The organism is Gordonia sp. G4 (assembly GCF_057770005.1).
Genome location: NZ_CM173442.1, coordinates 98,275 through 120,773, shown reverse-complemented (window position 1 = coordinate 120,773; position 22,499 = coordinate 98,275). Strand labels below are relative to the sequence as shown.

At 68.3% G+C, this 22,499-nt stretch carries 19 protein-coding genes and 1 pseudogene; 17 read left to right on the top strand and 3 right to left on the bottom strand.

Annotated elements, in window-relative coordinates; genetic code table 11:
- Window positions 1–43 precede the first annotated feature (43 nt).
- From AC3B5T_RS00530 to ahcY, 7 genes are all read left to right on the top strand, one after another.
- Complete coding sequence (locus AC3B5T_RS00530) at window positions 44–1,102, top strand: PPE domain-containing protein (protein ID WP_010842182.1); 1,059 nt, start codon at window positions 44–46, stop codon at window positions 1,100–1,102.
- A complete protein-coding gene (locus tag AC3B5T_RS00525) occupies window positions 1,099–1,956 on the top strand; it encodes an ESX secretion-associated protein EspG (RefSeq protein ID WP_488358105.1) in 858 nt (285 codons plus the stop codon). The genes AC3B5T_RS00530 and AC3B5T_RS00525 overlap by 4 nt, the downstream gene beginning before the upstream one ends.
- A 118-nt stretch (window positions 1,957–2,074) precedes the next feature.
- On the top strand, window positions 2,075–2,398 hold the full coding sequence (locus AC3B5T_RS00520; RefSeq protein ID WP_014927790.1) for a WXG100 family type VII secretion target: 324 nt from the start codon (window positions 2,075–2,077) through the stop codon (window positions 2,396–2,398).
- Between the two features lie 45 nt (window positions 2,399–2,443).
- The gene (locus AC3B5T_RS00515; protein WP_010842179.1) at window positions 2,444–2,746 is read left to right on the top strand and encodes a WXG100 family type VII secretion target; all 303 of its coding nucleotides are present in this window, start codon (window positions 2,444–2,446) and stop codon (window positions 2,744–2,746) included.
- 192 nt (window positions 2,747–2,938) lie between these two features.
- Window positions 2,939–4,516 carry a sodium-dependent transporter gene (locus AC3B5T_RS00510; protein WP_010842178.1) on the top strand — a complete coding sequence of 526 codons (1,578 nt, stop codon included), beginning with the start codon at window positions 2,939–2,941 and terminating at the stop codon, window positions 4,514–4,516.
- Entirely contained in the window at window positions 4,513–4,692 is a 180-nt protein-coding gene (locus AC3B5T_RS00505; RefSeq protein ID WP_010842177.1) for a methionine/alanine import family NSS transporter small subunit, read from the top strand. The genes AC3B5T_RS00510 and AC3B5T_RS00505 overlap by 4 nt, the downstream gene beginning before the upstream one ends.
- A 108-nt stretch (window positions 4,693–4,800) precedes the next feature.
- Window positions 4,801–6,270 carry an adenosylhomocysteinase gene (gene ahcY, locus AC3B5T_RS00500; RefSeq protein ID WP_010842176.1) on the top strand — a complete coding sequence of 490 codons (1,470 nt, stop codon included), beginning with the start codon at window positions 4,801–4,803 and terminating at the stop codon, window positions 6,268–6,270.
- Between the two features lie 107 nt (window positions 6,271–6,377).
- Here ahcY and AC3B5T_RS00495 read toward each other — a convergent pair whose 3' ends face one another.
- A complete protein-coding gene (locus AC3B5T_RS00495) occupies window positions 6,378–6,893 on the bottom strand; it encodes a hypothetical protein (protein WP_084817239.1) in 516 nt (171 codons plus the stop codon).
- 373 nt (window positions 6,894–7,266) lie between these two features.
- On the bottom strand, window positions 7,267–7,920 hold the full coding sequence (locus AC3B5T_RS00490) for a dTMP kinase (RefSeq protein WP_035717169.1): 654 nt from the start codon (window positions 7,918–7,920) through the stop codon (window positions 7,267–7,269).
- 89 nt (window positions 7,921–8,009) lie between these two features.
- Between AC3B5T_RS00490 and mtrA the strand changes: the two genes are divergently transcribed.
- From mtrA to lpqB, 3 genes are read left to right on the top strand one after another with little or no spacing between them, the layout of a single operon-like run.
- The gene (gene mtrA / locus AC3B5T_RS00485; protein WP_091344371.1) at window positions 8,010–8,696 is read left to right on the top strand and encodes an MtrAB system response regulator MtrA; all 687 of its coding nucleotides are present in this window, start codon (window positions 8,010–8,012) and stop codon (window positions 8,694–8,696) included.
- On the top strand, window positions 8,693–10,369 hold the full coding sequence (gene mtrB, locus AC3B5T_RS00480) for an MtrAB system histidine kinase MtrB (protein WP_055475595.1): 1,677 nt from the start codon (window positions 8,693–8,695) through the stop codon (window positions 10,367–10,369). The genes mtrA and mtrB overlap by 4 nt, the downstream gene beginning before the upstream one ends.
- Window positions 10,366–12,105, top strand: coding sequence for an MtrAB system accessory lipoprotein LpqB (gene lpqB, locus AC3B5T_RS00475; RefSeq protein WP_488358104.1), 1,740 nt, complete (start codon window positions 10,366–10,368; stop codon window positions 12,103–12,105). The genes mtrB and lpqB overlap by 4 nt, the downstream gene beginning before the upstream one ends.
- Window positions 12,106–12,165: 60 nt before the next feature.
- On the opposite strand, the gene AC3B5T_RS00470 is transcribed toward lpqB, so the two are convergent.
- Window positions 12,166–12,837, bottom strand: coding sequence for a ComF family protein (locus tag AC3B5T_RS00470; protein WP_488358103.1), 672 nt, complete (start codon window positions 12,835–12,837; stop codon window positions 12,166–12,168).
- A gap of 388 nt (window positions 12,838–13,225) precedes the next feature.
- On the opposite strand from AC3B5T_RS00470, the gene hpf reads away from it, so the two are divergent.
- From hpf to AC3B5T_RS00435, 7 genes and pseudogenes are all read left to right on the top strand, one after another.
- Complete coding sequence (hpf, locus tag AC3B5T_RS00465) at window positions 13,226–14,047, top strand: ribosome hibernation-promoting factor, HPF/YfiA family (RefSeq protein ID WP_488358102.1); 822 nt, start codon at window positions 13,226–13,228, stop codon at window positions 14,045–14,047.
- A 177-nt stretch (window positions 14,048–14,224) separates the two neighbouring features.
- Window positions 14,225–17,045: pseudogene (gene secA, locus AC3B5T_RS00460) on the top strand (preprotein translocase subunit SecA).
- Between the two features lie 111 nt (window positions 17,046–17,156).
- The gene (locus AC3B5T_RS00455; protein WP_010842168.1) at window positions 17,157–17,810 is read left to right on the top strand and encodes an Rv3235 family protein; all 654 of its coding nucleotides are present in this window, start codon (window positions 17,157–17,159) and stop codon (window positions 17,808–17,810) included.
- Window positions 17,811–17,894: 84 nt separating this feature from the next.
- Window positions 17,895–19,382: a wax ester/triacylglycerol synthase domain-containing protein gene (locus AC3B5T_RS00450; RefSeq protein ID WP_488358100.1), complete on the top strand. Its 1,488-nt coding sequence runs from the start codon at window positions 17,895–17,897 to the stop codon at window positions 19,380–19,382.
- On the top strand, window positions 19,379–19,945 hold the full coding sequence (locus AC3B5T_RS00445) for a DUF6912 family protein (protein WP_035717168.1): 567 nt from the start codon (window positions 19,379–19,381) through the stop codon (window positions 19,943–19,945). The genes AC3B5T_RS00450 and AC3B5T_RS00445 overlap by 4 nt, the downstream gene beginning before the upstream one ends.
- A gap of 72 nt (window positions 19,946–20,017) precedes the next feature.
- On the top strand, window positions 20,018–21,133 hold the full coding sequence (locus tag AC3B5T_RS00440) for a ferredoxin reductase (protein WP_010842165.1): 1,116 nt from the start codon (window positions 20,018–20,020) through the stop codon (window positions 21,131–21,133).
- A gap of 82 nt (window positions 21,134–21,215) precedes the next feature.
- The gene (locus AC3B5T_RS00435; RefSeq protein WP_010842164.1) at window positions 21,216–22,358 is read left to right on the top strand and encodes a GNAT family N-acetyltransferase; all 1,143 of its coding nucleotides are present in this window, start codon (window positions 21,216–21,218) and stop codon (window positions 22,356–22,358) included.
- Window positions 22,359–22,499: the final 141 nt, after the last annotated feature.

Here is a 22,499-nt window from a genome sequence, read left to right as displayed (position 1 = left end):
CGCTCGCCACCGACATCGCACCGGCGCCCGAAGGGAGGCACTCGTGATCGGTTTCACCGGAGTCAACTGGGACGCACGTCCGACCGCACAACTGGCCGCCGACCTCGGTGCCGGCCCGGGCCCCGCACCGTTGGCGGAGGCCGGTATGGCGTGGGCGGCCCTCGCGACCGAGATCGGGGAGGCCGGGGTCGAATTCACCGCGGTACTGGCACGCCTCGGCGTGCACTGGCAGTCCGCGCACTCCAGTGCGGCATTCGAGGAGCTCACACGGCTGGCACCGTGGTTCGCCGAAGTCGCGTCCGAGGCGGTCGAGAATGCCGCGCGTGCCGAATCCCAGGCCGCGGCAATCACCGTCGCACGCCTGAACATGCCCGACCTCGCCGAGGTCGACGTCGTCGAGAAGCTCCACACGATTGCCACCACGGCCACGGCGATCGCTCCCATCATCGCCGGGGCAGCCGCCCAGGCCGAGCGTGCGGTCGCGCACCAACGTATGCGCGCCGCACGCGTGATGCAGACCTATGAGAGTGCCGCCGAACCGGTTGCCACGCCATGGAAATCGGCGCGGCCGGCACCGGGGCTCGTGTCCGGTGACGCACTCGCGGCCGAACAGGCGGCGGCGACGCGCGAGTCGGCACCACCTCCGGCTCCGGTGTCCACCGCGCCGCCGATCGCCGCGATGCCCGTGGGCGTCGGGGGAGTGTTCACACCACCGCCCGAGAAGCTGAGGTACGCACCGACGATCGTGGCCGGCGTCCAACCGCAGGTGGCCACGACGACTCCCGGCGGCGCACCGGTAACGTCGGCACCCGGCTCGGGTCCCGGCGTGCCACCGCCCGTGGCCCCGGGCGTCGCGACCGCGGACCGCGGGGCGGTCGTCCGCACGATCAGCGCGGACGCCGCTGATCTCGACTCGCCTGACGAGTCGACGTCCTCGGCGACCGAATCCACCGAACAGACGGCCACGTGGGCCGACCTGGCCACGTCGGATCGCCCTGCCGCGCACTATGTCTCGGCCCCGGACAGGGACGGCCACACCGACGTCGATCCGCGATACCTGTCGGAGACATTGATGCTCGGCGCCCCGGGTGAACACCGATGATGCCCGTGACGTACGACGCCGGGATGGCGTTCGACGCCGCGATTCTGCGTAGGCTCGGCGAACGTTTCGGAGTCCAGACCTGGCCGGTCGTCCTCGACCTCGGCGACCTCGCCGAGGGCCCCGGCGCCGACACGGAATCCGGCGCACTCGCCGACACCGAAGCCGAAGCCGAGGCCGAAGCAGATGCAGACGCGACGATCGCGTCGCTCGATCTCGTCGAGCACGGTGAACCGACCCCGTGGGTCTCCACGGTGCTGCGCTTGCTGGCACAACCGCAGCGCGAGATCGAGATCCGTTCCTACTCCGACGGGTTCGTCCGACGAATCTGTCTGGCGCGCAACGGTCACGACCACGTACTCGCGGCGCGGACCGGCTCTCGCGTCGACGTCACGGTCGTCGATGTCCCGGACGTCGACGCGCTCGCGACTGCCGTTCGAGCGCAATTCGCCTCATCCGGATCCGACGAGGCGTCGCCGGCCGACTTCACAGCCTTCTCGGCTCCGTCCGACGAGGTCATCGACAGGCTCGGACTGTGCCGGACCGGCGTCGAGACGACCGACGCCCTGCACGCGCTGGGCGCCAACCCGGCCGACGCCGCCATCGTGTCGGCCGCCTTCGCGTCCTGCCGGACGCGCACCGAGATCGTCGCCTCGATGAACGAGGATGGACGATTCGCTCAATCTTCTGGAGCTGTGGCAATTTTCGACACCGAACGGGGTCGAATCGTGTCCAGTCCCAGCAAGTCCCCGGACGGTCGGGTGTGGACCACCTTCTCGCCGGGAACGGGTCATCGAATCGCACAGGCGATCAGCCTGTTGATAGAGACCCTGCCCGACGGGAAATGGATGCCATGATCCGCATCGGGGGATTCCGCGGAACAGACCGCCGCGGGAATCAACTGTCAGGGGTATCTGTGTCACGGATACCAACGGGGGCATCGCCAAACGGTGCCGTTACACAGGAGGAGCACTCATGCTGAACTTGCCCGGAGCAGGCGGCGGCGCCGGCGTCACCGTGAACGTCGCGGACGGACAGGCCACCGCAGCCAAGGTAGGCAGCCTTGTCGAGGACATGAAGGCTGTCATCAACCAGATCGCCCAGCACGCCGGCAATGCGACGCCGACATGGCAGGGCTCGGCCGGTGTCGCGTTCGACGGTACGCACACCGACTGGAACAAGGCCGCGCTGACGATGAACCAACTGCTGGAACAGATCAAGACCCAGCTCACCAACGGCTTCGCCGGGTACGAGGACCAGGACGCGGCGGCGGCGCGCGGACTGAACACCAGCGTCTGACACCGGCCCGCATCCCGCACTTCACGTTCTGCGAAAGGAACCACCATGAACGGCTCGATCAACTACGACTTCGCCGCTCTCGGCGATCTCAGTGGCGGCCTCCGGGCTGCCTTCACCCGGCTCGAGGACCTCAACACCCAGCTGAAGGCGCAGGTCGCCGCACTCGACGGAAACTGGAACTCGCAGCAGGCGAAAGCCGCCTACGTCGACGCGCAGGGCGCATTCGATCGGATCTTCACCCAGTCCCGTGACTCGCTGACCTCGCTCGAGCATGGTGTCACCAACGCCAGCCGCGTCATGCAGGACACCGACGCCGCGATCGGCACGGGTTTCCGCGGTCTCGTCTGATCGACGAACCTTCGTTTCGCTCCGACGCCAGACGGGGATCCTCCGGGCACCGCGCCCGCGGGGTCCCCGTTCGCGTTCGGGCGCGTCGCCTGGCAACGCCCACGCGAGTCGAGGGTCGTGCGATAGCGTCAGCATCTACAGGTTACGGGGCACTCGTGTCCCGGGTACGCAGATCTCGACGAGGAGGTAGCGGTGGCATCTGCCAACACCGTCGGAGGTGGCCGGGAGCAGTTCACCCGTAACTCCGGCTTCATCTTCGCCGCAATCGGTTCCGCGGTTGGACTCGGCAACATCTGGCGGTTCCCGGGCGTTGCGTATGAGAGCGGTGGCGGCGCTTTCCTCATCCCGTACCTGGTCGCATTGCTCACCGCGGGAATACCCGTCCTGTTCCTGGATTACGCGGTCGGGCACCGCTTCCGCGGTACGGCACCACTGTCGTTCCGGCGCATCAAGAAGCCGGTCGAAGCGCTGGGCTGGTTCCAGACCGGTCTGCTGTTCGTCATCGGCGTCTACTACGCGGCGGTCATCGCCTGGGCCGCCAGCTACTTCTTCTTCTCGTTCAACCAGAGCTGGGGCGACGATCCGGCGACCTTCTTCACCCAGGACTATCTGAAGGTCGGGGATCCGGGCATCTCGACGACCGTCGTCGGTGGCGTCGCGCTCCCGCTCGTGGTCGTCTGGCTCGCGGTCCTGGCAGTCTTGTTGCTCGGGGTCGCGAACGGGATCGAGAAGGTGAACATCGTCTTCATCCCGCTTCTGTTCGTCGGATTCGCGGGTCTGGTGATCCGCGCGGTCACCCTGCCCGGCGCGGCCGACGGTCTCAACGCGCTCTTCACCCCGCAGTGGGATGCATTGAAGGACCTCGACGTCTGGATCGCTGCGTACAGCCAGATCTTCTTCTCGCTGTCGATCGCGTTCGGCATCATGATCGCCTACGCATCGTTCCAACGTCGACGGGCGAACATGACCAGCTCGGGTCTGGTCGTCGCCTTCGCCAACTCGTCGTTCGAGATCCTTGCCGGCATCGGGGTGTTCTCCGCGCTGGGATTCCTCGCATATCAACAGCAGGTGGCGGTCTCTGATCTCGAGGGTCTGACGGGTCCGATTCTGTCGTTCGTCACCTTCCCGGCGGTCATCTCCGAAATGCCTGGTGCCGCGTTCTTCGGCGCACTGTTCTTCGGTTCTCTCGTAGTCGCGGGCTTCACGTCGCTGATTTCTCTGATGATCGGCGTGTCCGGGGCTCTCCAGGACAAGTGGGGGATCAGTCGTACCAAGGCAGCTGTAGGAGTGTCGGGTATCTGCGGCCTGATCTCCATCGCCCTCTTCTCGACCACTTCGGGACTCATCGCCCTCGACACCGTCGACATGTTCGCCAACAACGTCGGTGTGGTCGCGTCGGCCATCATGATGACGATTATCCTCGTCTGGGTGCTGCGCCGAGGTGACATGTTGCGCCAGCACCTGAATGCGGTGTCGACGTTCAAGGTCGGCAAGATCTGGCTCGCGCTCGTCGGGATCGTCGCCCCGATCTTCCTGACGATCATGCTGGTCCAGAAGGTCTGGTCCGTCATAGACGAAGGCTACGAGGGATACCCGACGTGGTATCTCGGTGTCTTCGGCTGGGGGACGATCGCGCTGGTGGTCATCGCGGCGGTGCTGCTGACCCTGCCGTCGTGGAAGGGACGTGATCAACCGGATTTCCTGCCCTGGCCACCGTTGTCCGATGCGGGCCGCGCGGGCGGCTCGACGACAAAGGAGTCCGTCCGATGAGTGGTATCGCCATCGTCATGCTCATCGTGTCGATCACCATCGTGTGGGGTGGTCTCGTCGCGAGCATCGTGTTCTTGAGGCGTCGTCCCGAGGTCGAGGGATTGGCGGAGGACCCGGAGATCCTCCGGGAGGACACCGACCGCGCCTCGCGTCCCCATCCCTCCCGCGACACCTGAACTCCGACGCCCCTGCCCCTCGGAACCGCCAGGTCGTTCCGATAGCCTGGATCGAACGCATACGCGCCTGCATCGCCGGGCGCCCGACGCGAACGACAAGGGGATCAGATGACGACTGCTCAGGACGAGCTGAAGGCCGACAGCCGCAACGGAATCGACTACAAGGTGGCCGACCTGTCCCTCGCGGACTTCGGCCGCAAGGAGATCGAGCTCGCCGAGCACGAGATGCCCGGACTCATGGCACTGCGTCGCGAGTACGCAGACGTGTTGCCGCTGAAGGGTGCTCGCATCTCCGGCTCGCTGCACATGACCGTGCAGACCGCCGTTCTCATCGAGACCCTGACCGCGCTCGGTGCGGAGGTCCGCTGGGCGTCGTGCAACATCTTCTCCACCCAGGACCACGCCGCCGCGGCGATCGTGGTCGGCCCCAACGGCACCCCGGAGGAGCCGAAGGGTGTACCGGTCTTCGCCTGGAAGGGCGAGACCCTGGAGGAGTACTGGTGGGCGGCCGAGGAGATGCTGACCTGGCCCGGTGAGCCGGCGAACATGATCCTCGACGACGGCGGTGACGCGACGATGCTCGTGTTGCGCGGCGCCGAGTTCGAGAAGGCCGGCGTGGTCCCGCCCGCGGAAGACGATCACCCGGCCGAGTACAAGGTGTTCCTCGAACTGCTGCGCAAGCGATTCGAGACCGACAAGGGCAAGTGGACCGCGATCTCCGAATCGGTCCAGGGAGTCACCGAGGAGACCACCACAGGCGTCCTGCGGTTGTACCAGTTCGCCGCCGCCGGCGACCTCGCGTTCCCCGCGATCAACGTCAACGACTCGGTCACCAAGTCGAAGTTCGACAACAAGTACGGCACCCGTCACTCGCTGATCGACGGCATCAACCGCGGTACCGATGTTCTCATCGGCGGCAAGAAGGTGCTGATCTGCGGCTACGGCGACGTGGGCAAGGGATGCGCCGAGTCGCTCGCCGGCCAGGGCGCCCGTGTCCAGGTCACCGAGATCGACCCGATCAACGCGCTGCAGGCGCTCATGGACGGCTTCGACGTCGTCACCGTCGAGGATGCGATCGGCAACGCCGACATCGTCATCACCTCGACCGGCAACCTCGGCATCATCACCCTCGAGCACATGCGAGCGATGAAGCACCAGGCGATCCTCGGCAACATCGGTCACTTCGACAACGAGATCGACATGGCCGGACTCGAGCGGTCGGGCGCCAAGCGCATCACCGTCAAGCCGCAGGTCGATCAGTGGATCTTCGAGAACGGCAAGTCGATCATCGTGCTGTCCGAGGGGCGACTGCTCAACCTCGGCAACGCGACCGGCCATCCGTCGTTCGTGATGAGCAACAGCTTCTCGAATCAGGTCATCGCCCAGATCGAGCTGTGGACCAAGAACGACGAATACGACAACGAGGTCTACCGACTGCCCAAGCATCTCGACGAGAAGGTGGCCCGGATCCACGTCGAGGCGCTCGGCGGCAAGCTCACCAAGCTCACCAAGGAGCAGGCCGAGTACATCAACGTCGACGTCGAGGGTCCGTACAAGCCCGAGCACTACCGCTACTGATCCAGTAGCTGGAAAGGGAGCCCCGCTGTGCCGGTGGGGCTCCCTTTTCGGTTCGGTGCCGACATCTAAGGCGGCGATCGAGGTGCCGGTGATCAGGTACCGATGATTCAGGCGCCGATGTCGGGTTCGGCGTCGGGGCAGTAGATCCACGAACCCTGCTCCTTGAGGAACCGCTCCCGCGACTTCTCCGAAGCCGTTCTCTCCGTGCCCTTCTCGAGGTGGGATACGACCTCGGACTGGGCGACGTCGCCGTCGAAGACCGTGTCGAGGAACCCGTCGAGGACGATGTCTCCGCCGTCCGAGGGCGGTGCACCGGTGATCCGGTCCCGAGACTGGGTGCACACCGCGGCGCGCATTCGGCCGACGTCGCGCGCGTTGCGGGCGGTGATGTAGGCGAGGAGGGCCGCGCGGATCTCCGTCAGCGCGGCGGAATCGGCCGACTCCGGCTCCGACCCGGTCCCGCTCGGGGACGGGTCGCTCGACGTCGAGGTCGGGTCCGACGACCGGGTCGACGCACCGGCGACCACGGAGTCGTCCGACGTCGACCTGGTCACGACGACGGTCACCACCAGTGCGATCACCGCCACCACCGCGACGCCGCCGAGCACCCACGCGACGATCACGCCGGTGTTGCGGGGAGGCCGCGGCGGAGGCCCGGGCGGGCCGCCGAAGCCAGGGCCCCCGGGCCCCTGCGGGCCGTACTGTCCGGGAACGAACGGGGGACGGCCATACGAGACGCCGGGAGGCGGCACCGGTCCGCGGACGGGTGGGCCGTACCCACCGGGTCCCGGTGGACCGGGGTGGCGACGTCCGAAGCCCTGCTGACCCGGACCCTGCTGACCTGAACCCTGCTGACCCGGCCCCTGCCGCCCGGGGCCTCGCGGACCGTACGGCGGCGGTCCGCCACCGGGTGGAGGTGGCTGATAGGTCATCGAACGCCTTCCGAAATCGTTGGCCCAAGGCTATCGAAACGGTGCGGCAAGAGCATCGACCGTGTCATTCGGTCGGTGCCGTCCGGCCGGTGCCGAGATCATCGGCCAAGTCGTCGATGTTCTCTCCGTCGAACCGGTACCAGGGCGACATCCAGGCGGAGTCGGCGAGCTCGCGGTAGACGGCGTCGACGCGGCGCTGGAGTGCGTCGTCGCGTTCGTAGGCGTCCCGGGCGCGAGTGGCGTCCTGCTCGGCGCGCGCCGCGGCGCGGCGCATCGCCACCTCTGGTGAGACGCCGAGCAGCACCTGGCGGTCGGGGACGGGCATGCCGAATCGCCCGAACTCCAGATCGACGACCCAGCGCACCACCTCACCGCCGGCGTCCTGCCCGAGCCGCGCCGCGTTGTAGGCGGCGTTGGAAGCGACATAGCGGTCGAGGATCACGATGTCGTGGGTCTCGGTGGCGGCACGGATGTCGTCGGCCGCGCCTGCCCGGTCGAGGGCGAACAGCAAGGCCATCGCGTACACGCTGTCGCGGAGGTCACCATGCGAACCGTGGAGGGCTTCGGCGGCGATGTCGGCGGTCGCGGACCGGCCGTAGCGCGGAAAGGTGAATGTCGCGACCCGCAGTCCGGCCGTCGACCACCGGTCGATCAGACCGGTGACCAGAGTGTTCTTGCCGGCGCCGTCGAGTCCTTCGACGGCTATCAAATGACCCACGCGGGGGAGTCTAGGTGCGAGTGACCAATCGGGTCAGAAGGCCGGTCCCGGCGCGTCGATCACCACGGTTTCATCACGGTGATGTCACCATTGACAACATGAAGCCCCGCATCCTTGTCGTCGACGACGACGCCGCGCTCGCCGAGATGCTGACGATCGTGCTGCGCGGAGAGGGTTTCGAGCCCTTCGTGGTGGGCGACGGGACGCAGGCCCTGACCGCCGTCCGGGAGATCCGTCCGGACCTCGTGCTCCTCGACCTCATGCTGCCCGGCATGAACGGCATCGACGTGTGCCGGGTGCTGCGCGCCGATTCCGGTGTGCCGATCGTGATGCTGACCGCGAAATCCGACACCGTCGACGTCGTGCTGGGCCTCGAGTCCGGCGCCGACGACTACATGGTGAAGCCGTTCAAGCCGAAGGAACTGGTGGCCCGGGTGCGCGCTCGACTGCGCCGGACCGACGAGGAACCAGCCGAATTGCTGTCCATCGGACCGGTGGAGATCGACGTGCCCGCGCACAAGGTCACCCGCGACGGTGTGCCGATCTCGCTGACCCCTCTCGAGTTCGACCTGCTCGTCGCCCTCGCCCGCAAACCGCGGCAGGTGTTCACGCGCGATGTCCTCCTGGAACAGGTGTGGGGATACCGGCATCCGGCGGACACTAGACTCGTCAACGTGCATGTCCAGCGGTTACGCGCCAAGGTCGAAACCGACCCGGAGAACCCCGAGGTCGTCCTGACGGTGAGGGGGGTCGGCTACAAGGCCGGCCCGCCGTGATCGGGCGATCTCGACGACGGGTCAACAGCACTCTCGGACGCTTCACCCGCACCGCCGGCGCTGTCGGACGTGCCTTCGGGCACATCTGGCGGCGCTCGCTGCAGTTGCGGGTCGTCGTGTCCACGTTGGTGCTGTCGGTCGTCGTGCTCCTGGTACTCGGATTCGTGTTGGTCTCTCAGATCACCGACCGGTTGCTCGACGTGAAGCTGGCGGCGGCGACCGAGGAGATCGACCGCGCCCGCATATCCGTGGAGCGTGATCTCTCGAGCGGCGCGGGGAACATGTCGGTACAGAACCGCCTGCGCCAGACTCGATCACTGCTCACCGACCGGGATGCCGACACCGGCCAGGCGTCGGGCACTGTCGGCGCGTTCGACACCGTGCTGCTGGTGCCGGGCGGCTCGGACAACGGCGTCGCCAGCGGCGTCGGGCCGACCGCGGAGGTGCCGTCGAACCTGCGCGACATGGTGCGCGGCGGGCAGGTGGCCTATCAGTACACCCAGGTTCCCGACGGCACCGGCGGGCGGGCGCCCGCGCTGATCGTCGGCACGCCGACCAATGCGTCGGTCCCGGGCTTGGAGCTGTATCTGGTGTTCCCGCTGACCGCCGAGCAGAACACCCTCGACCTCGTCCGCGGGACCCTGCTGACGGGCGGCATCGTGCTGCTCGGGCTCCTCGCCGCGATCGCCTGGCTGGTCTCGCGGCAGGTCGTCATCCCGGTGCGTTCGGCCTCCCGGATCGCGGTGCGCTTCGCCGACGGGCGGCTCAAGGAACGAATGCCGGTTCGCGGCGAGGACGACATGGCACGCCTGGCCATGTCGTTCAACGACATGGCCGAGAGCCTGTCCAAGCAGATCACCCACCTCGAGGAGTTCGGCGGTCTGCAGCGCCAGTTCACCTCCGACGTCAGTCACGAGCTGCGCACCCCGCTGACGACGGTGCGGATGGCCTCCGACGTGCTCTACGAGGGCCGAGACGAACTCGACCCGGTCCGTAAGCGCTCGGTGGAGCTGCTCGACAAGGAACTCGATCGATTCGAGACGCTGCTCAACGAGCTGCTCGAGATCTCCCGCCACGACGCCGGTATGGCCGAACTGGCCGCCGAGCGAATGGACATGGCGATCCCGATCGACGGTGCGCTGGCCACGGTCGGCCATCTCGCCGAGGAGACCGGCACCGAGCTCATCCTCGACCTCCCGGCCGAACCGGTCCTGGCCGAGATCGACCCGCGTCGCGTCGAGCGCATCCTGCGCAACCTACTTGCCAACGCCATCGACCACGGTGAGCGGAAACCGGTCACGCTCACCATGCGTTCGGATGGTGACGCGGTGGCGATCACCGTGCGCGACCAGGGCATCGGCCTGCGTCCGGGGGAGGAGAAGCTGGTGTTCAACCGATTCTGGCGTTCCGACCCGTCCCGGTTCCGACGCTCGGGCGGTACCGGGCTCGGGTTGGCCATCAGCATCGAGGACGCGCGCCTGCATCAGGGTCGGCTCGAGGCGTGGGGCGAGCCGGGCAAGGGTGCGTGCTTCCGCCTGACCCTGCCGCTCGTGCGGGGTCACAAGGTCCTCGGCTCGCCGTTGCCCCTGAAGTCGGTGGGGACTGTGCAACGCACGTCCACCCCGAAGACCACCGGGCGCGCTCCGGCCGGGCCAGGAGTGGGTGCCGAATGACCCGGTCATCCCGCGGCGTTCTCGCGGCGGCACTGGCCGTCGCGGCGCTGCTCCTGGTCGCCGCATGCGGTGCGATCCCCAACGACTCCTCACCGCAGCCCATCAAGTCGTTCGAGCGGGAGGGCGCGACCAACGCGGTCCCGGTGCCCCAGTCCGACATGGATCCCGAGGCGCTGGTCCGGGCCTTCCTCAAGTCCACCGTCGACCCGGATTCGGCGCATCGCGCGGCACGGGCGTTTCTCACCCCGGTCGCGTCCCAGCAGTGGGACGACCGCGGGGACGCGCTGATCGTCGACGAGATCAACACCTTCGTCGACCAGCGCAACGAGGACTCGGTGCGGATGCGGTTGATCGGCGACAACGTCGGGACCCTCAAGTCCGACGGCCAGCTGCTGCCCGCCTCGGGGCGGGTGGAGACCAGCATCAGCCTCACGCGCTCGGGCGACCAGTGGCGGATCGACGGGCCGCTGCCGACCGGCACGATGATCGACCGCGACCAGTTCGACAACACCTATCGCCCGGTGTCGCTGTACTTCAGCGACCGCACGGGGCGCCGGCTGGTGCCCGACCCGCGCTGGCTCTACGCCGGACAGGCCACCGACCCGACCGTCCTGGTGAACCGGCTGATCGCCGGTCCCGCAACGGATCTCGCGGCGGCCGTGGACAGCGGCTTCCCCAACGACGCCGCACTGCGGGGCCCGGTGGTGGGCCTGGCCGGCGGCGGGGTGCGGGTGGACCTCGACGGCATCGGGAGCGCGCCGGCCCGCGACCGGACCGTGCTCGCGGCACAGATCATCTGGACCCTTGACGGCGCGGACATCTCCGGGCCGTATGTCATCGACGCCGACGGCGCCCCGCTGGCCGCCGAGCGCGCCTCGGGCTGGCAGACCGCCGACGTGCGCGCCTTCGACCCGAACTCCGTGCCGACGACCGACGTCGGGCTCAACATCGTCGCCGGCGGGGCCCTGCGCGCGGTGACCGACACCGCGACCGTGGCCGTCCAGGGACCGTTGGGGGCCGCACGCGACGTGCGTTCGGCGACCATCTCCGACACCGGCGTACGGGTTGCCGCGGTCCGTGGCCCGTCCGGTCCCGACCGCAGGCTCGAGCTGGTGATCGGCGACTACGGCGGCGACGTCGGGCCGGTCGTCGGTGGCTCCTCCATCACCCGGCCGTCGTTCGGTTCCGACGAGAACACCGTCTGGGTCGTCGTCGACGGCAGGCCGGTCCAGTGGCAACGCGACGACGACGGCACCCAGACGGTGCCCGTCGAGGCGTCGTCGATCCCGACGGTGGCGCGCGGGGCGATCACCGAGATGCAGGTGGCACCGGACGGTGTGCGAGCCGCGCTGGTGGTCGGCGGCCAGATCGTCTTCGCCGTCCTGTCGATGAACGCCGAGGGCCAGGTGTCGCTGACGAGCCCGCGGATCGCGGCCTACAACATCGGCAATCGCGCGGTCTCGGTGGACTGGGCGTCGCCGACGACGCTGATGATCGCGCGGGAGGCGCCGGAATCGCCCGTCGTGCAGCTGTCGATCGACGGCACCCCGGCGGTGGGTTTGCTGAGCGGGAACGTGTCGCCGCCGGTGCGCGCGGTGGTCGCCAACACGTCCACGATCTACGTCGGCGATCAACGTGGGGTGCTCCGGCTCGGCAGCAGCAACGGACAACCCGACCAGTACTGGACCGAGGTCGAGCCGGCGATGATCGAGGGCGCGATCCCGGTCCTGCCCTGAGGCGCAGGTCGCCCCAGCGCGGATCCATGTCAGGTGGCGCTCCTGTCGCGCCGACGCGAGTCAGGCCGCCGCAAGCACGACGACGGCCACGACGTCGAACCCGTTCTCGGACAGCACGCGCACGGACTCGGCCGCGGTCGCGCCGGTGGTCAGCACGTCGTCGACCAGGATGGCGGCGGCCCCGCGGGTGGGTGCGACGCCCGCGCGCAGCCGCACGGCGCCGCGGAGATTGCGGGCGCGCTCTCGGGCGTCGAGTCCGGCGGAGTCCCGTGCCGTCGCCGAGGTCCTCAGCAGCGGTGCCACCTGTACGCGTCGGCCGAGCGCCGGTGCCGCATGCGTCGCCACCGAGGTGACCGGGTCTCCACCGCGGCGTCGGGCGGTCATGCGGCGCGTCGGGGCCGGGATCAACAGCATCCGGTCGGCGTCGGGCAGCTCGCCCCAGCCGGCGAGCACGCGGATACCGCGTGCGAGTGCGGCGCCGAGTGGCCGCGCGAGATCGCGCCGGTCGTGTTCCTTGATCGCGATGATCGCCTGCCGGTGCGGACCGCGGTACCGGCCCAGCGCCCACACCGCGACGCCCGCCTCCACCCGCGGATGGGCGGCGACCGGCACGTCGGACAACGCCGCCTCGCACCGCCGACACCACCCGGATCCCGGGCGTCCGCACCCGCCGCAGAGCACGGGGAACACCAGATCGGCACCCGCGTCGAAGACCTCCCGCCGCCATGTCACGCGCCGACGGTAGAACACCTCGCAACGGTGTGACGGGATCCCGGCTCGGGTGTGGACAACCGGCGCCGGGGCTCGGCCGGAGCACGAAACCGTCGCCGATCCGGATCGACTGAGACCCGGCGACCCCGATCGTCCCGACATGCCGACGCGGCACCGGCAAAACGTGGCCGATACCGGAACTTGCGGCTACGGTCGGGGGTACAGCAGGTTGCCGGTGGCCCTCGAGGCCGGTGCCGGCCACGACCGCTTCTGCCGGAGGTGATGCCCCTGTCGCCAGAGTGTCAGCTGTCAGCTGACATGGACACATCCTCGATGCTGTTCGAATCATCAGTGCGACAACAGATCACGATGGTTCAACCGGTTTCGGGACAATTCAGGAGGTAGTTGAATGTCCACAGTCATCCACCGCAAAGGCCAGCGCGAACCGAAGACCGCCGACCCACGACCGACCGTGGAGGAGGGCCTCGCGCCCGACCGCCGGCAAGCCGAGAACGATTCCTACGACCCAGAGTTCGCCTTCGTCCGCCCACCGGGAACGAAGGACTCCGACGATCCAGCCGAACCAACAGCGAAGGTCGTGTTCAGCGGCCGCAACGTCGAGATCCCCGACCACTACCGCATCTACGTCGGTGACAAGCTCGCTCGCCTCGAGCGATTCGATCCGACCATCTACCGATTCGACGTCGAGCTGAACCACGAACGCAACCGGAGACAGTCCAAGGTCTGTCAGCAGGTGGAGATCACCGCGACGGGCAAGGGGCCGATCGTGCGAGCGCAGGCCTGTGGCGAGAACTTCTACGCCGCGCTCGAGCACGCGCTGGACAAGGTCGAATCCCGACTACGACGGGTCAAGGACCGGCGGCGTGTCCACCACGGCAACCGCCGGCCGCTCTCGGTCGCCGAAGCCACCGAGATCGGTGCCCCGCCCCTGCGCGACAATCAGCTCTCGGTCGACGGCTTCGTCGGTGATCCCGGGGCCGATTCCGCACGTGCCGCCGATCAGTGGGACGACGGCGTGGAGGATCACACGCCAGGTCAGATCGTCCGCGTGAAGGAACACACCGCGGTACCGATGACCGTCGACGACGCGCTCTACGAGATGGAGCTGGTCGGTCACGACTTCTTCCTGTTCCACGACAAGGAGACCGACAAGGCGTCCGTGGTCTACCGCAGACACGCCTTCGACTACGGGCTCATCAGGTTGACGTGAACCCCGGGCGGGCACCCGTCGGCGGTCACCCGGTGGGCATCCGACGTCCACCTCGTCGACCCACCTGACGGTCCGATCAGGGTCTGCTCAGCTCACATCGCTACCATGGGATCCGGTCTGTGCGTTCGCGCGGGCCGGATTCCGTGTGTTTTCTACAGGTGAGGGACTCGATCCACGGTGCTGAACAAGCTGTTGCGTGTCGGCGAAGGCCGCATGGTCAAGCGACTCGATGCGATCGCATCGCACGTCGAGACGCTGTCCGATGACGTCGAGGCGTTGACCGACGCCGAGTTGCGTGCCAAGACAGACGAGTTCAAGGAGCGGATCGCCGACGGGGCGTCGCTCGACGAGCTTCTGCCCGAGGCGTTCGCGGTGGCCCGCGAGGCCGCGTGGCGAGTCCTGGACCAGAAGCACTTCCACGTCCAGATCATGGGTGGCGCGGCGCTGCACTACGGAAACATCGCCGAGATGAAGACCGGTGAGGGCAAGACGCTCACCTGTGTGCTCCCGGCGTACCTGAACGCACTCGCCGGGGACGGCGTCCACGTCGTCACCGTCAACGACTACCTGGCCAAACGTGACTCCGAGTGGATGGGTCGCGTGCACCGGTTCCTGGGTCTGGACACCGCGGTGATCCTGACCGGCATGAGTTCGGCCGCACGTCGCGAGGCCTACGCCGCCGACATCACCTACGGCACGAACAACGAGTTCGGCTTCGACTACCTGCGCGACAACATGGCGCATTCCCTCGAGGATCTCGTCCAGCGCGGCCACGCCTTCGCGATCGTCGACGAGGTCGACTCGATCCTCGTCGACGAGGCCCGCACGCCGCTGATCATCTCCGGCCCGGCCGAGGGGTCGAGCAAGTGGTACACCGAGTTCGCCCGGATCGCGCCGCTCCTCGAGCGCGATGTGCACTACGAGGTCGACATCAAGAAGAAGACGGTCGGCGTCCACGAGGCCGGCGTCGAGTTCGTCGAGGATCGCCTCGGCATCGACAATCTGTACGAGGCCGCCAATTCGCCCCTGGTCAGCTATCTGAACAACGCGATCAAGGTCAAGGAGCTGTTCCAGCGCGACAAGGACTACATCGTCCGCAACGGCAACGTGATGATCGTCGACGAGTTCACCGGCCGTGTGCTCGACGGGCGTCGCTTCAACGAGGGCCTGCATCAGGCCATCGAGGCGAAGGAGGGCGTCGAGATCAAGGCCGAGAATCAGACGCTGGCCACGATCACGCTGCAGAACTACTTCCGCCTCTACGAGAAGCTGGCCGGCATGACCGGTACCGCCGAGACCGAGGCCGCCGAGTTCGACCAGATCTACAAGCTCGGGGTGCTGCCGATCCCGACGAACAAGCCGATGATCCGCAAGGACCAGGGTGACCTGATCTACAAGACCGAAGAGGCGAAGTTCGCCGCCGTGGTCGACGACGTCACCGAGCGCCATGAGGCGGGCCAGCCCGTCCTGATCGGTACGACGAGCGTCGAACGTTCCGAGTACCTGTCACGCCAGCTCAAGAAGCGCGAGGTGCCGCACAGCGTCCTGAACGCGAAGTTCCACGAGCAGGAAGCGCAGATCATCGCCGAGGCGGGTCGGCTCGGTGCGGTGACCGTGGCCACCAACATGGCCGGTCGCGGCACCGACGTGGTGCTCGGCGGCAACCCCGACATCATCGCCGACACCCGGCTACGCAAGGCCGGACTCGACCCGGTGCACACCCCGGACGAGTACGAGGCGGCGTGGGACGAGGCCATCGAGGTCGCCCGCAACGATGCTGCGAAGGACGCCGAGAAGGTCCGCGCGGCGGGCGGGCTCTACGTGCTCGGCACCGAACGCCACGAGTCGCGCCGTATCGACAACCAGCTGCGCGGTCGCTCCGGCCGTCAGGGCGACCCGGGCGAGTCACGGTTCTACCTGTCGGTCGCCGACGAACTCATGCGCCGGTTCAACGGCGGCGCGCTCGAGGCGATCATGAACCGCCTTCCCGACGACGTGCCCATCGAGGCCAAGATGGTCACCAAGGCCATCCGCAGCGCTCAGACGCAGGTCGAGCAGCAGAACTTCGAGATGCGCAAGAACGTGCTCAAGTACGACGAGGTGATGAACGAGCAGCGCAAGGTCATCTACGCCGAGCGCCGCACGATCCTCGAGGGCGAGGATCACCACGAGCAGGTCAAGGAGATGGTCTCCGACGTCGTCGGAGCCTACGTCGACGGCGCGACGGCCGAGGGCTACGCCGAGGACTGGGATCTCGACGAGTTGTGGTCCGCCCTGCGCGCGCTGTATCCGATCGAACTCGAGCCGAAAGATGTCGTCGGCGAGTCCGAATACGGTGAGCGCGATGACATCTCGGCCGAAGAGTTGCGGGAGAGGCTCGTCGCCGACGCGCGCGCCGCCTACGACGCCCGTGAGAAGCAGATCGACTCGATCGCCGGTGAGGGTGCGATGCGCCAGCTCGAGCGCAGCGTGCTGCTGAGCGTGCTCGACCGCAAGTGGCGAGACCACCTGTACGAGATGGACTACCTGCGCGAGGGCATTCACCTGCGTTCGATGGCCCAGCGCGACCCGGTCGTCGAGTACCAGCGCGAGGGCTTCGACATGTTCCACGGCATGCTCGAGGGCCTGAAGGAAGAAGCGCTGACCATCCTGTTCAACGCGCAGGTGCAGACCGAGCAGCCGGCCCAGCAGCAACCGCTCCCGAGCGCGGCGGATCTGCGAGCGGCAGTCGGCGCGGGCGCCCCGGCGCCCGTCCCCGCGGCCCCGGTCGCGGACTCGGGTGCGCAGGCCCCGGCCGCCCTGCGGGCTCCGTCCCAGTCCGGTGACCCGGCGGTCACGTACTCCGGTCCGGGGGAGGGCGGCGGTACGGTCGTCCATTCCGAGGAAGAGGAGCTCTCGGGCGCGGCGGAATCCGCCAGCCGCCGTGAGCGTCGCGCCGCGGCCCGTGCGAAGGGGGGCACGGCCCAAGCCCCCGAAGTCGAAGAAACAGCGCCGCTGACGAGCAGTCGGCCGCCGGTGGCCGGTCCCGGATTCTCCGAGGGTCGACCGCCGGCGGTTTTTTTTTTCGTACTTGATGGAACCGGGACGGCGCCTGGTGCGTCCAATCCCCATGCGTCCACTCCTCACGGGTCCCGAACTCGCCCACACGGGCACATCCGGGCCACACGAGCCCCGGCCGATGCAGACACCGCGGGTCCGGGTTCGTCCGGCCCCGCCGTACGAGCCCGACGGTCCGGTGGTGACGGCAGTCCGCAAGGTTGCCCATGTCCCCTCACCCCGTCCGTATCCGGCAGCCGCCCCCGGCACGACGTCGGCACGCAAGACCGCGTCGGCCGCCGCCGAGGCCCGCCGCTTCACCGTGGCGGTGTCCCGGGTGCTCTTCGAGGTGCTCGACCGACGCCGCTCGATCGCCCACCTCGGCGATGTCGTGGCGCCGGCGGTCGCCGACCAGATCGCGGCGCTCGTGCGGCACGACGCCTTCCGCATTCCCGAGGCATCCGGCTCCGGCACATCCGGGACCGGACCGGCGCCCTCGGCGACGCAGGTCCCGACCGGGAACGTGCTGCGGCGGGTGCATGTCCAGTTGTGCGATCCCAGCGCTGCCGAGGTGTTCGGGTCATATGAGGGCGGTGGACGGACCCGGGCGTTCGCCGGACGCATCGAGCGCAAGCCGATCCGGGTTCGAGGTGCTATGCCCGCGGGCCGGCGCTCACTGGGTCGCGTCGAGTACCGCTGGCAACTGGTCGCGCTCGAGTTCGGCTGACAGTGCGCGTGGCCGAACGTTCATCGCGCGGCCATCGCGCTGCGCCGACCACGAAACCCAGCATCGGCGATTAGGATCGGCGACGTGGTCACCCGTCTGTCGCCCCGCGACGCGATGTACTACTTCCTCGACGATTCGCGTTCGACGACCCACCTCGGGGCGTTGCTGATCGTCGATCCCGTGGCCAAGCGCGACACCGCGGGCGGTTCCGAGCCGTCCGAACGTGCGGCGCGCGAGCCGATGTTCGACTACTCGCGTCTGGTGTCGCTGGTGGAGAACCGTCTGCAACTCATCCCGCGGTACCGCCAGACGGTTCGCGAGGTGACCCTCGGACTCGCACGCCCGGTCTGGGTCGACGACCGCGACTTCGACATCAACTTCCACATCCGTCGTGCCGGCCTGCCCCGTCGAGGTGAGAGTGTCGACCTCGACGACTTGGTCGCCCGCGTGATGTCCCGGCCCCTCGACCGCACCCGACCGCTGTGGGAGATGTACCTCATCGAGGGTCTCGCCGACGGCCGGCTGGCGATCCTCACCAAGTCGCACCGATGCCTCATCGACGAGCACGGGAGTCGCGAGATCAGCGAGGTCATCTGCGACGGCGCCGAGGCGGCCGAGCCGCTGCCCGAGGAGTTGTGGATGCCCGGGTCGCCACCGGGGGGCACCAACCTCGTCGTCGGCGCGCTGGCCGAGGCGCTCGCGCGGCCGGGCGACCTGGTGGACACGATGCTGCACGGCAACGGAATCGTGTCCGAGATGCGCGCCGCGATGGGCACGACCGTGCGACGCGTCGGAGATGTGGTGTCGCAGCTGAGCGACTCCGCACCGCGCAGCCCGCTGAACAATCCGGGCACGACGACCCGGTCCATCACGACCGCCCGGTTGCCGCGTCGGGGATGTGCGAAGGTCGCCGAACACCACGGGTGCACGATCAACGACGTCGAACTCGCGATCATCTCCGGGGTCATGCGCAAGTGGATGCTGTCGTTCGATCCGGCGGAGGTACCCGCCGACACGGTGCGCGTGGTGGTCCCGTTGTCCGCGCGCGATCCGGGAGTGGAGCGCACCGCCGAGCCCGAACCCGGGTGGATCGGCGTGGGCAAGCCGAGTTTCGTGACGGATCTGCCGGTGGGAGAGAGCAATCCGGTGGTTCGGCTGTCCCAGGTGGCTGGCCTGGCGGATCGGTACGCGCAGTCGTCACGACGGATGACCCTCGGCCCGAGTCCGTTGTTCCCGGAGCTCGGTGCGGTGCCCTTCCCGGAGTTCAGTTCGCGGGCGTTCCGGTCGCTGAACAGTCGTGCCTACAACGTGCCGGTGGCGATGAGCACCGCCCCCGTCCCGGACCGGTTCGTCCTCGGCGCACCGGTGTCGCAGATGTTCTCGATCCCCACCCTCGTGTCGCAGCGTGCACTGGCGATCAGCATCGTCGAGTACCGTGACCAACTGCACTTCGCCTTCGTCGCCGACCGCGGTGTCATCGCCGATCTGCCGGCGATGGCCGATTACGTGTACGAGTCCTACGAAGAGCTGTCCCAGCCCTACCGCGAGCCGACAGGAGCAATCGACGAATGAGGGTGTACCTGCCGGCGACGTTGGCGATGGTGTCGCGACTGACCACCGACGGCGAGTTCCGTCCGCTCGGTGGTACCGGCTTCGCGCTGACGCCCGCGCTCCGGGAGGCCTTCGTGTCCGGGGACGACGAGGAGCTGTCCGAGGTCGCGTTGCGCGAGGCCGCGCGGGCATCGCTGCGCCTGCTCGCCGGGGAGGCGCCGGAGCCGGGCGATGTGGATGCCGACGCCGATCTCGCCGCCGACGAGGCGGTCACCTCGCCGGGCGACACCCCGCGCCTGCCACCGCGGCGGGTGGTCGTCGCGGCCGATGTCGAGGACGTGACACCGCGTCCCGATCTCGACGACGCGGTGGTCAAGATCTCCGGTGCCGTACCGCTGTCGGCGATCGCGTCCGTTCACGTCGACGTCGCCGAGGCGGAGCCGAAGGTCCGGGCCGCGGTGGTGGTGATCGACGCCGCCGACATGGGTGACCTCGATGCCGAACTCGCCGTCGGTGACGTCGAGGACTTCGACCTCGCGTGGTACGCCACCCAGGAGCTGCCTTTCCTCCTCGAACTGCTCTGAGCCGGCACGCCAACCTACGGTTCCGTAGGTTACTGTGTGTCCGACACGCTCCCGACGAAGGCGGTTAGTGAGATGGGCTTGCTCGAGCGATTCGAGGAACCGGTTTCGGGGGTCGCGGCCCGCAGCCGCGGCGCGCAATGGGCGCGAGCCGCGCTCACCCGGATCACGACGCCGCTGCTTCCCGACGACTACCTCCACCTGGCGAATCCGCTGTGGTCGGCCCGCGAACTGCGCGGCAAGGTCGTCTCGGTGACCCGGGAGACCGAGGACACCGCGACGATCCGCATCCGGCCGGGATGGGGCTTCTCCTTCGACTACGTGCCGGGACAGTACGTCGGCATCGGCGTGCTGATGGAGGGTCGCTGGGCATGGCGGTCCTATTCCCTCACCTCGACCCCCGATTCGTCGGCGAACGACAAGACGATCTCGATCACGGTCAAGGCGATGCCCGAGGGATTTCTGTCGAGCCACCTGGTCAACGGCCTGACGCCCGGTACGGTCGTTCGTCTCGCCGCACCTCGCGGCGAGTTCGTACTGCCCGACCCGCTGCCGGAGAAGGTCCTCTTCGTGACCGCGGGAAGTGGTCTCACACCGATCATCTCGATGCTGCGCACCGTCCGGCACCGGGGCCAGCACACCGACATCCGGCTCATCCACTCGACGCCGACTCCGGCCGACCTGCTGTTCGCCGACGAGCTCGGGGGACTGGCGGCCGACGGCATCGTCGACCTGCACGTGCAGTACACGCGCTCGGACGGGCAGATCACGCCGGAGGTCCTGCCGTCTCTCTGCGCGGACTGGCGCGAGCGCCAGACCTGGGCGTGCGGACCCGCCGGGTTCCTGGACGGCTTGCAGCGCCTGTACTCGGAGGCCCATCTGGCCGAACGCCTGCACATCGAGCGATTCGCACTCGAACGCGGCGTCGTCGGGGCCCAGGGCGGCACCGTGACGTTCTCGCGGTCCGGGAAGTCGGCAGCCGTCGACGGCGCGACCACACTGCTCGAGGCGGGGGAGTCGGCGGGCGCGATCATGCCGTTCGGGTGCCGGATGGGGATCTGTCAGAGCTGCGTGGTCATGCTCGACAAAGGATGTGTGCGCGATCTGCGTTCGGGCGTCGAACATGTCGAGGGCGAACGGATCCAGACCTGCGTCAGCGCCGCGGCGGGGGATTGCACCCTCGACGTCTGACCGGGGAGTTCGTCGCGAGCCGCTCGTACCGACCGGTGACCCGGTAGGGTGAACGACGTGCGTGGCGAGAGGACACCGGCCCGTGGAAACGCCGGCGAAGGCACCCGTGAGAGCTGAGGCTTCGGTCCCCAGCCAGATCCCCGTCCTGAGTGACGGTGGGGTCACGTTGCGGCCGCATGAGCCCCGCGATCTCGATCGCATGGTGGAGCTGGCGGCAGATCCGGCCATGATGCGGTGGACCCCGATCCCGGCACCGTACAGCCGCGCGGCGGCGGAGCGGTTCGCGCTCGACTATGCGCCCCGGAGCTGGTCGGACGGAACCCGGATGCTGTGGGCCGTCGAGTTCGACGGCAGGTTCGTCGGCACCGTCGACATCGAGGGCGAGGGCCCGCTCACCCGACTCAGCTACGACCTGCACCCCGACGCCCGGGGATGGGGCGTGATGAAGCGCGCCGTCCTGCTGGCCGTGAACTACGCGTTCGGTGAGGCGGGCAAAGAGGTCGTCCGCTGGACGACGGTGGCCGGCAACATCGACGCGCTGCGGGTGGCCCATTCGTGTGGATTCCGCCTCGACGCCGCGGTACAGAACGGTGTCGAGGTCCGTGGTCACATCCGCGACGCCTGGGTGGGATCGCTCCACGCAAACGATCCGCAGCACCCGAAGACCGACTGGCGGACAGACGTTTTCGAGACCGATCGGTTCCGTCTCCGGCCGCTGGCGGAGACCGACGACCCGCGGATCCGGGAGACACTCGACGACCCGGCATCGCGCAAGTACCTGTTCGCACGCCCCGATCCGTTGGAACTCGAGCATGCCGCCGCCGAGCGGCTTCGCAAGTGGTGGACCGCCGCGCAGGGTACGACGTGCACCTGGGCGGTGGCCGACCGCGAGACCGACGCCTATCTGGGTGACATCACGCTGCTGCACATCGACGAGGTCACCGGGGCCGAGGCCGGCTTCTACACGCATCCGGAGGCTCGCGGGAAAGGTGTTCTCGCCGAGGCGTTCCCGGCTGCGGTCCGGTACGCCTTCGACAAGCTGGGCTTTCGTCGCCTCACCCTCTTCGCCGCCGACAGCAACGAGGGCAGCAAGAAGCTCGCCCGCAACGCAGGCTTCCGGGAGTTCGGCACCCAGAAGCTCGCCGCCCGCTCCGCCGGAGTCTTCGAGGACCTCATCGGCTTCGAGCTGTTCCGCGACGATTACGAGGCCAACCGCAACAAGTGACGGCTCCTGCCTGAGGCCCCTTCGTCGACTGGGCGTCGTTTCCCGTCGACTGTGCGTCGTTTCCCGTCGACTGTGCGTCGATCCCCGTCGACTGGGCGTCATTCGCGTCGACTGGGCCTTGACCCGTCCCGCGGCCGGATG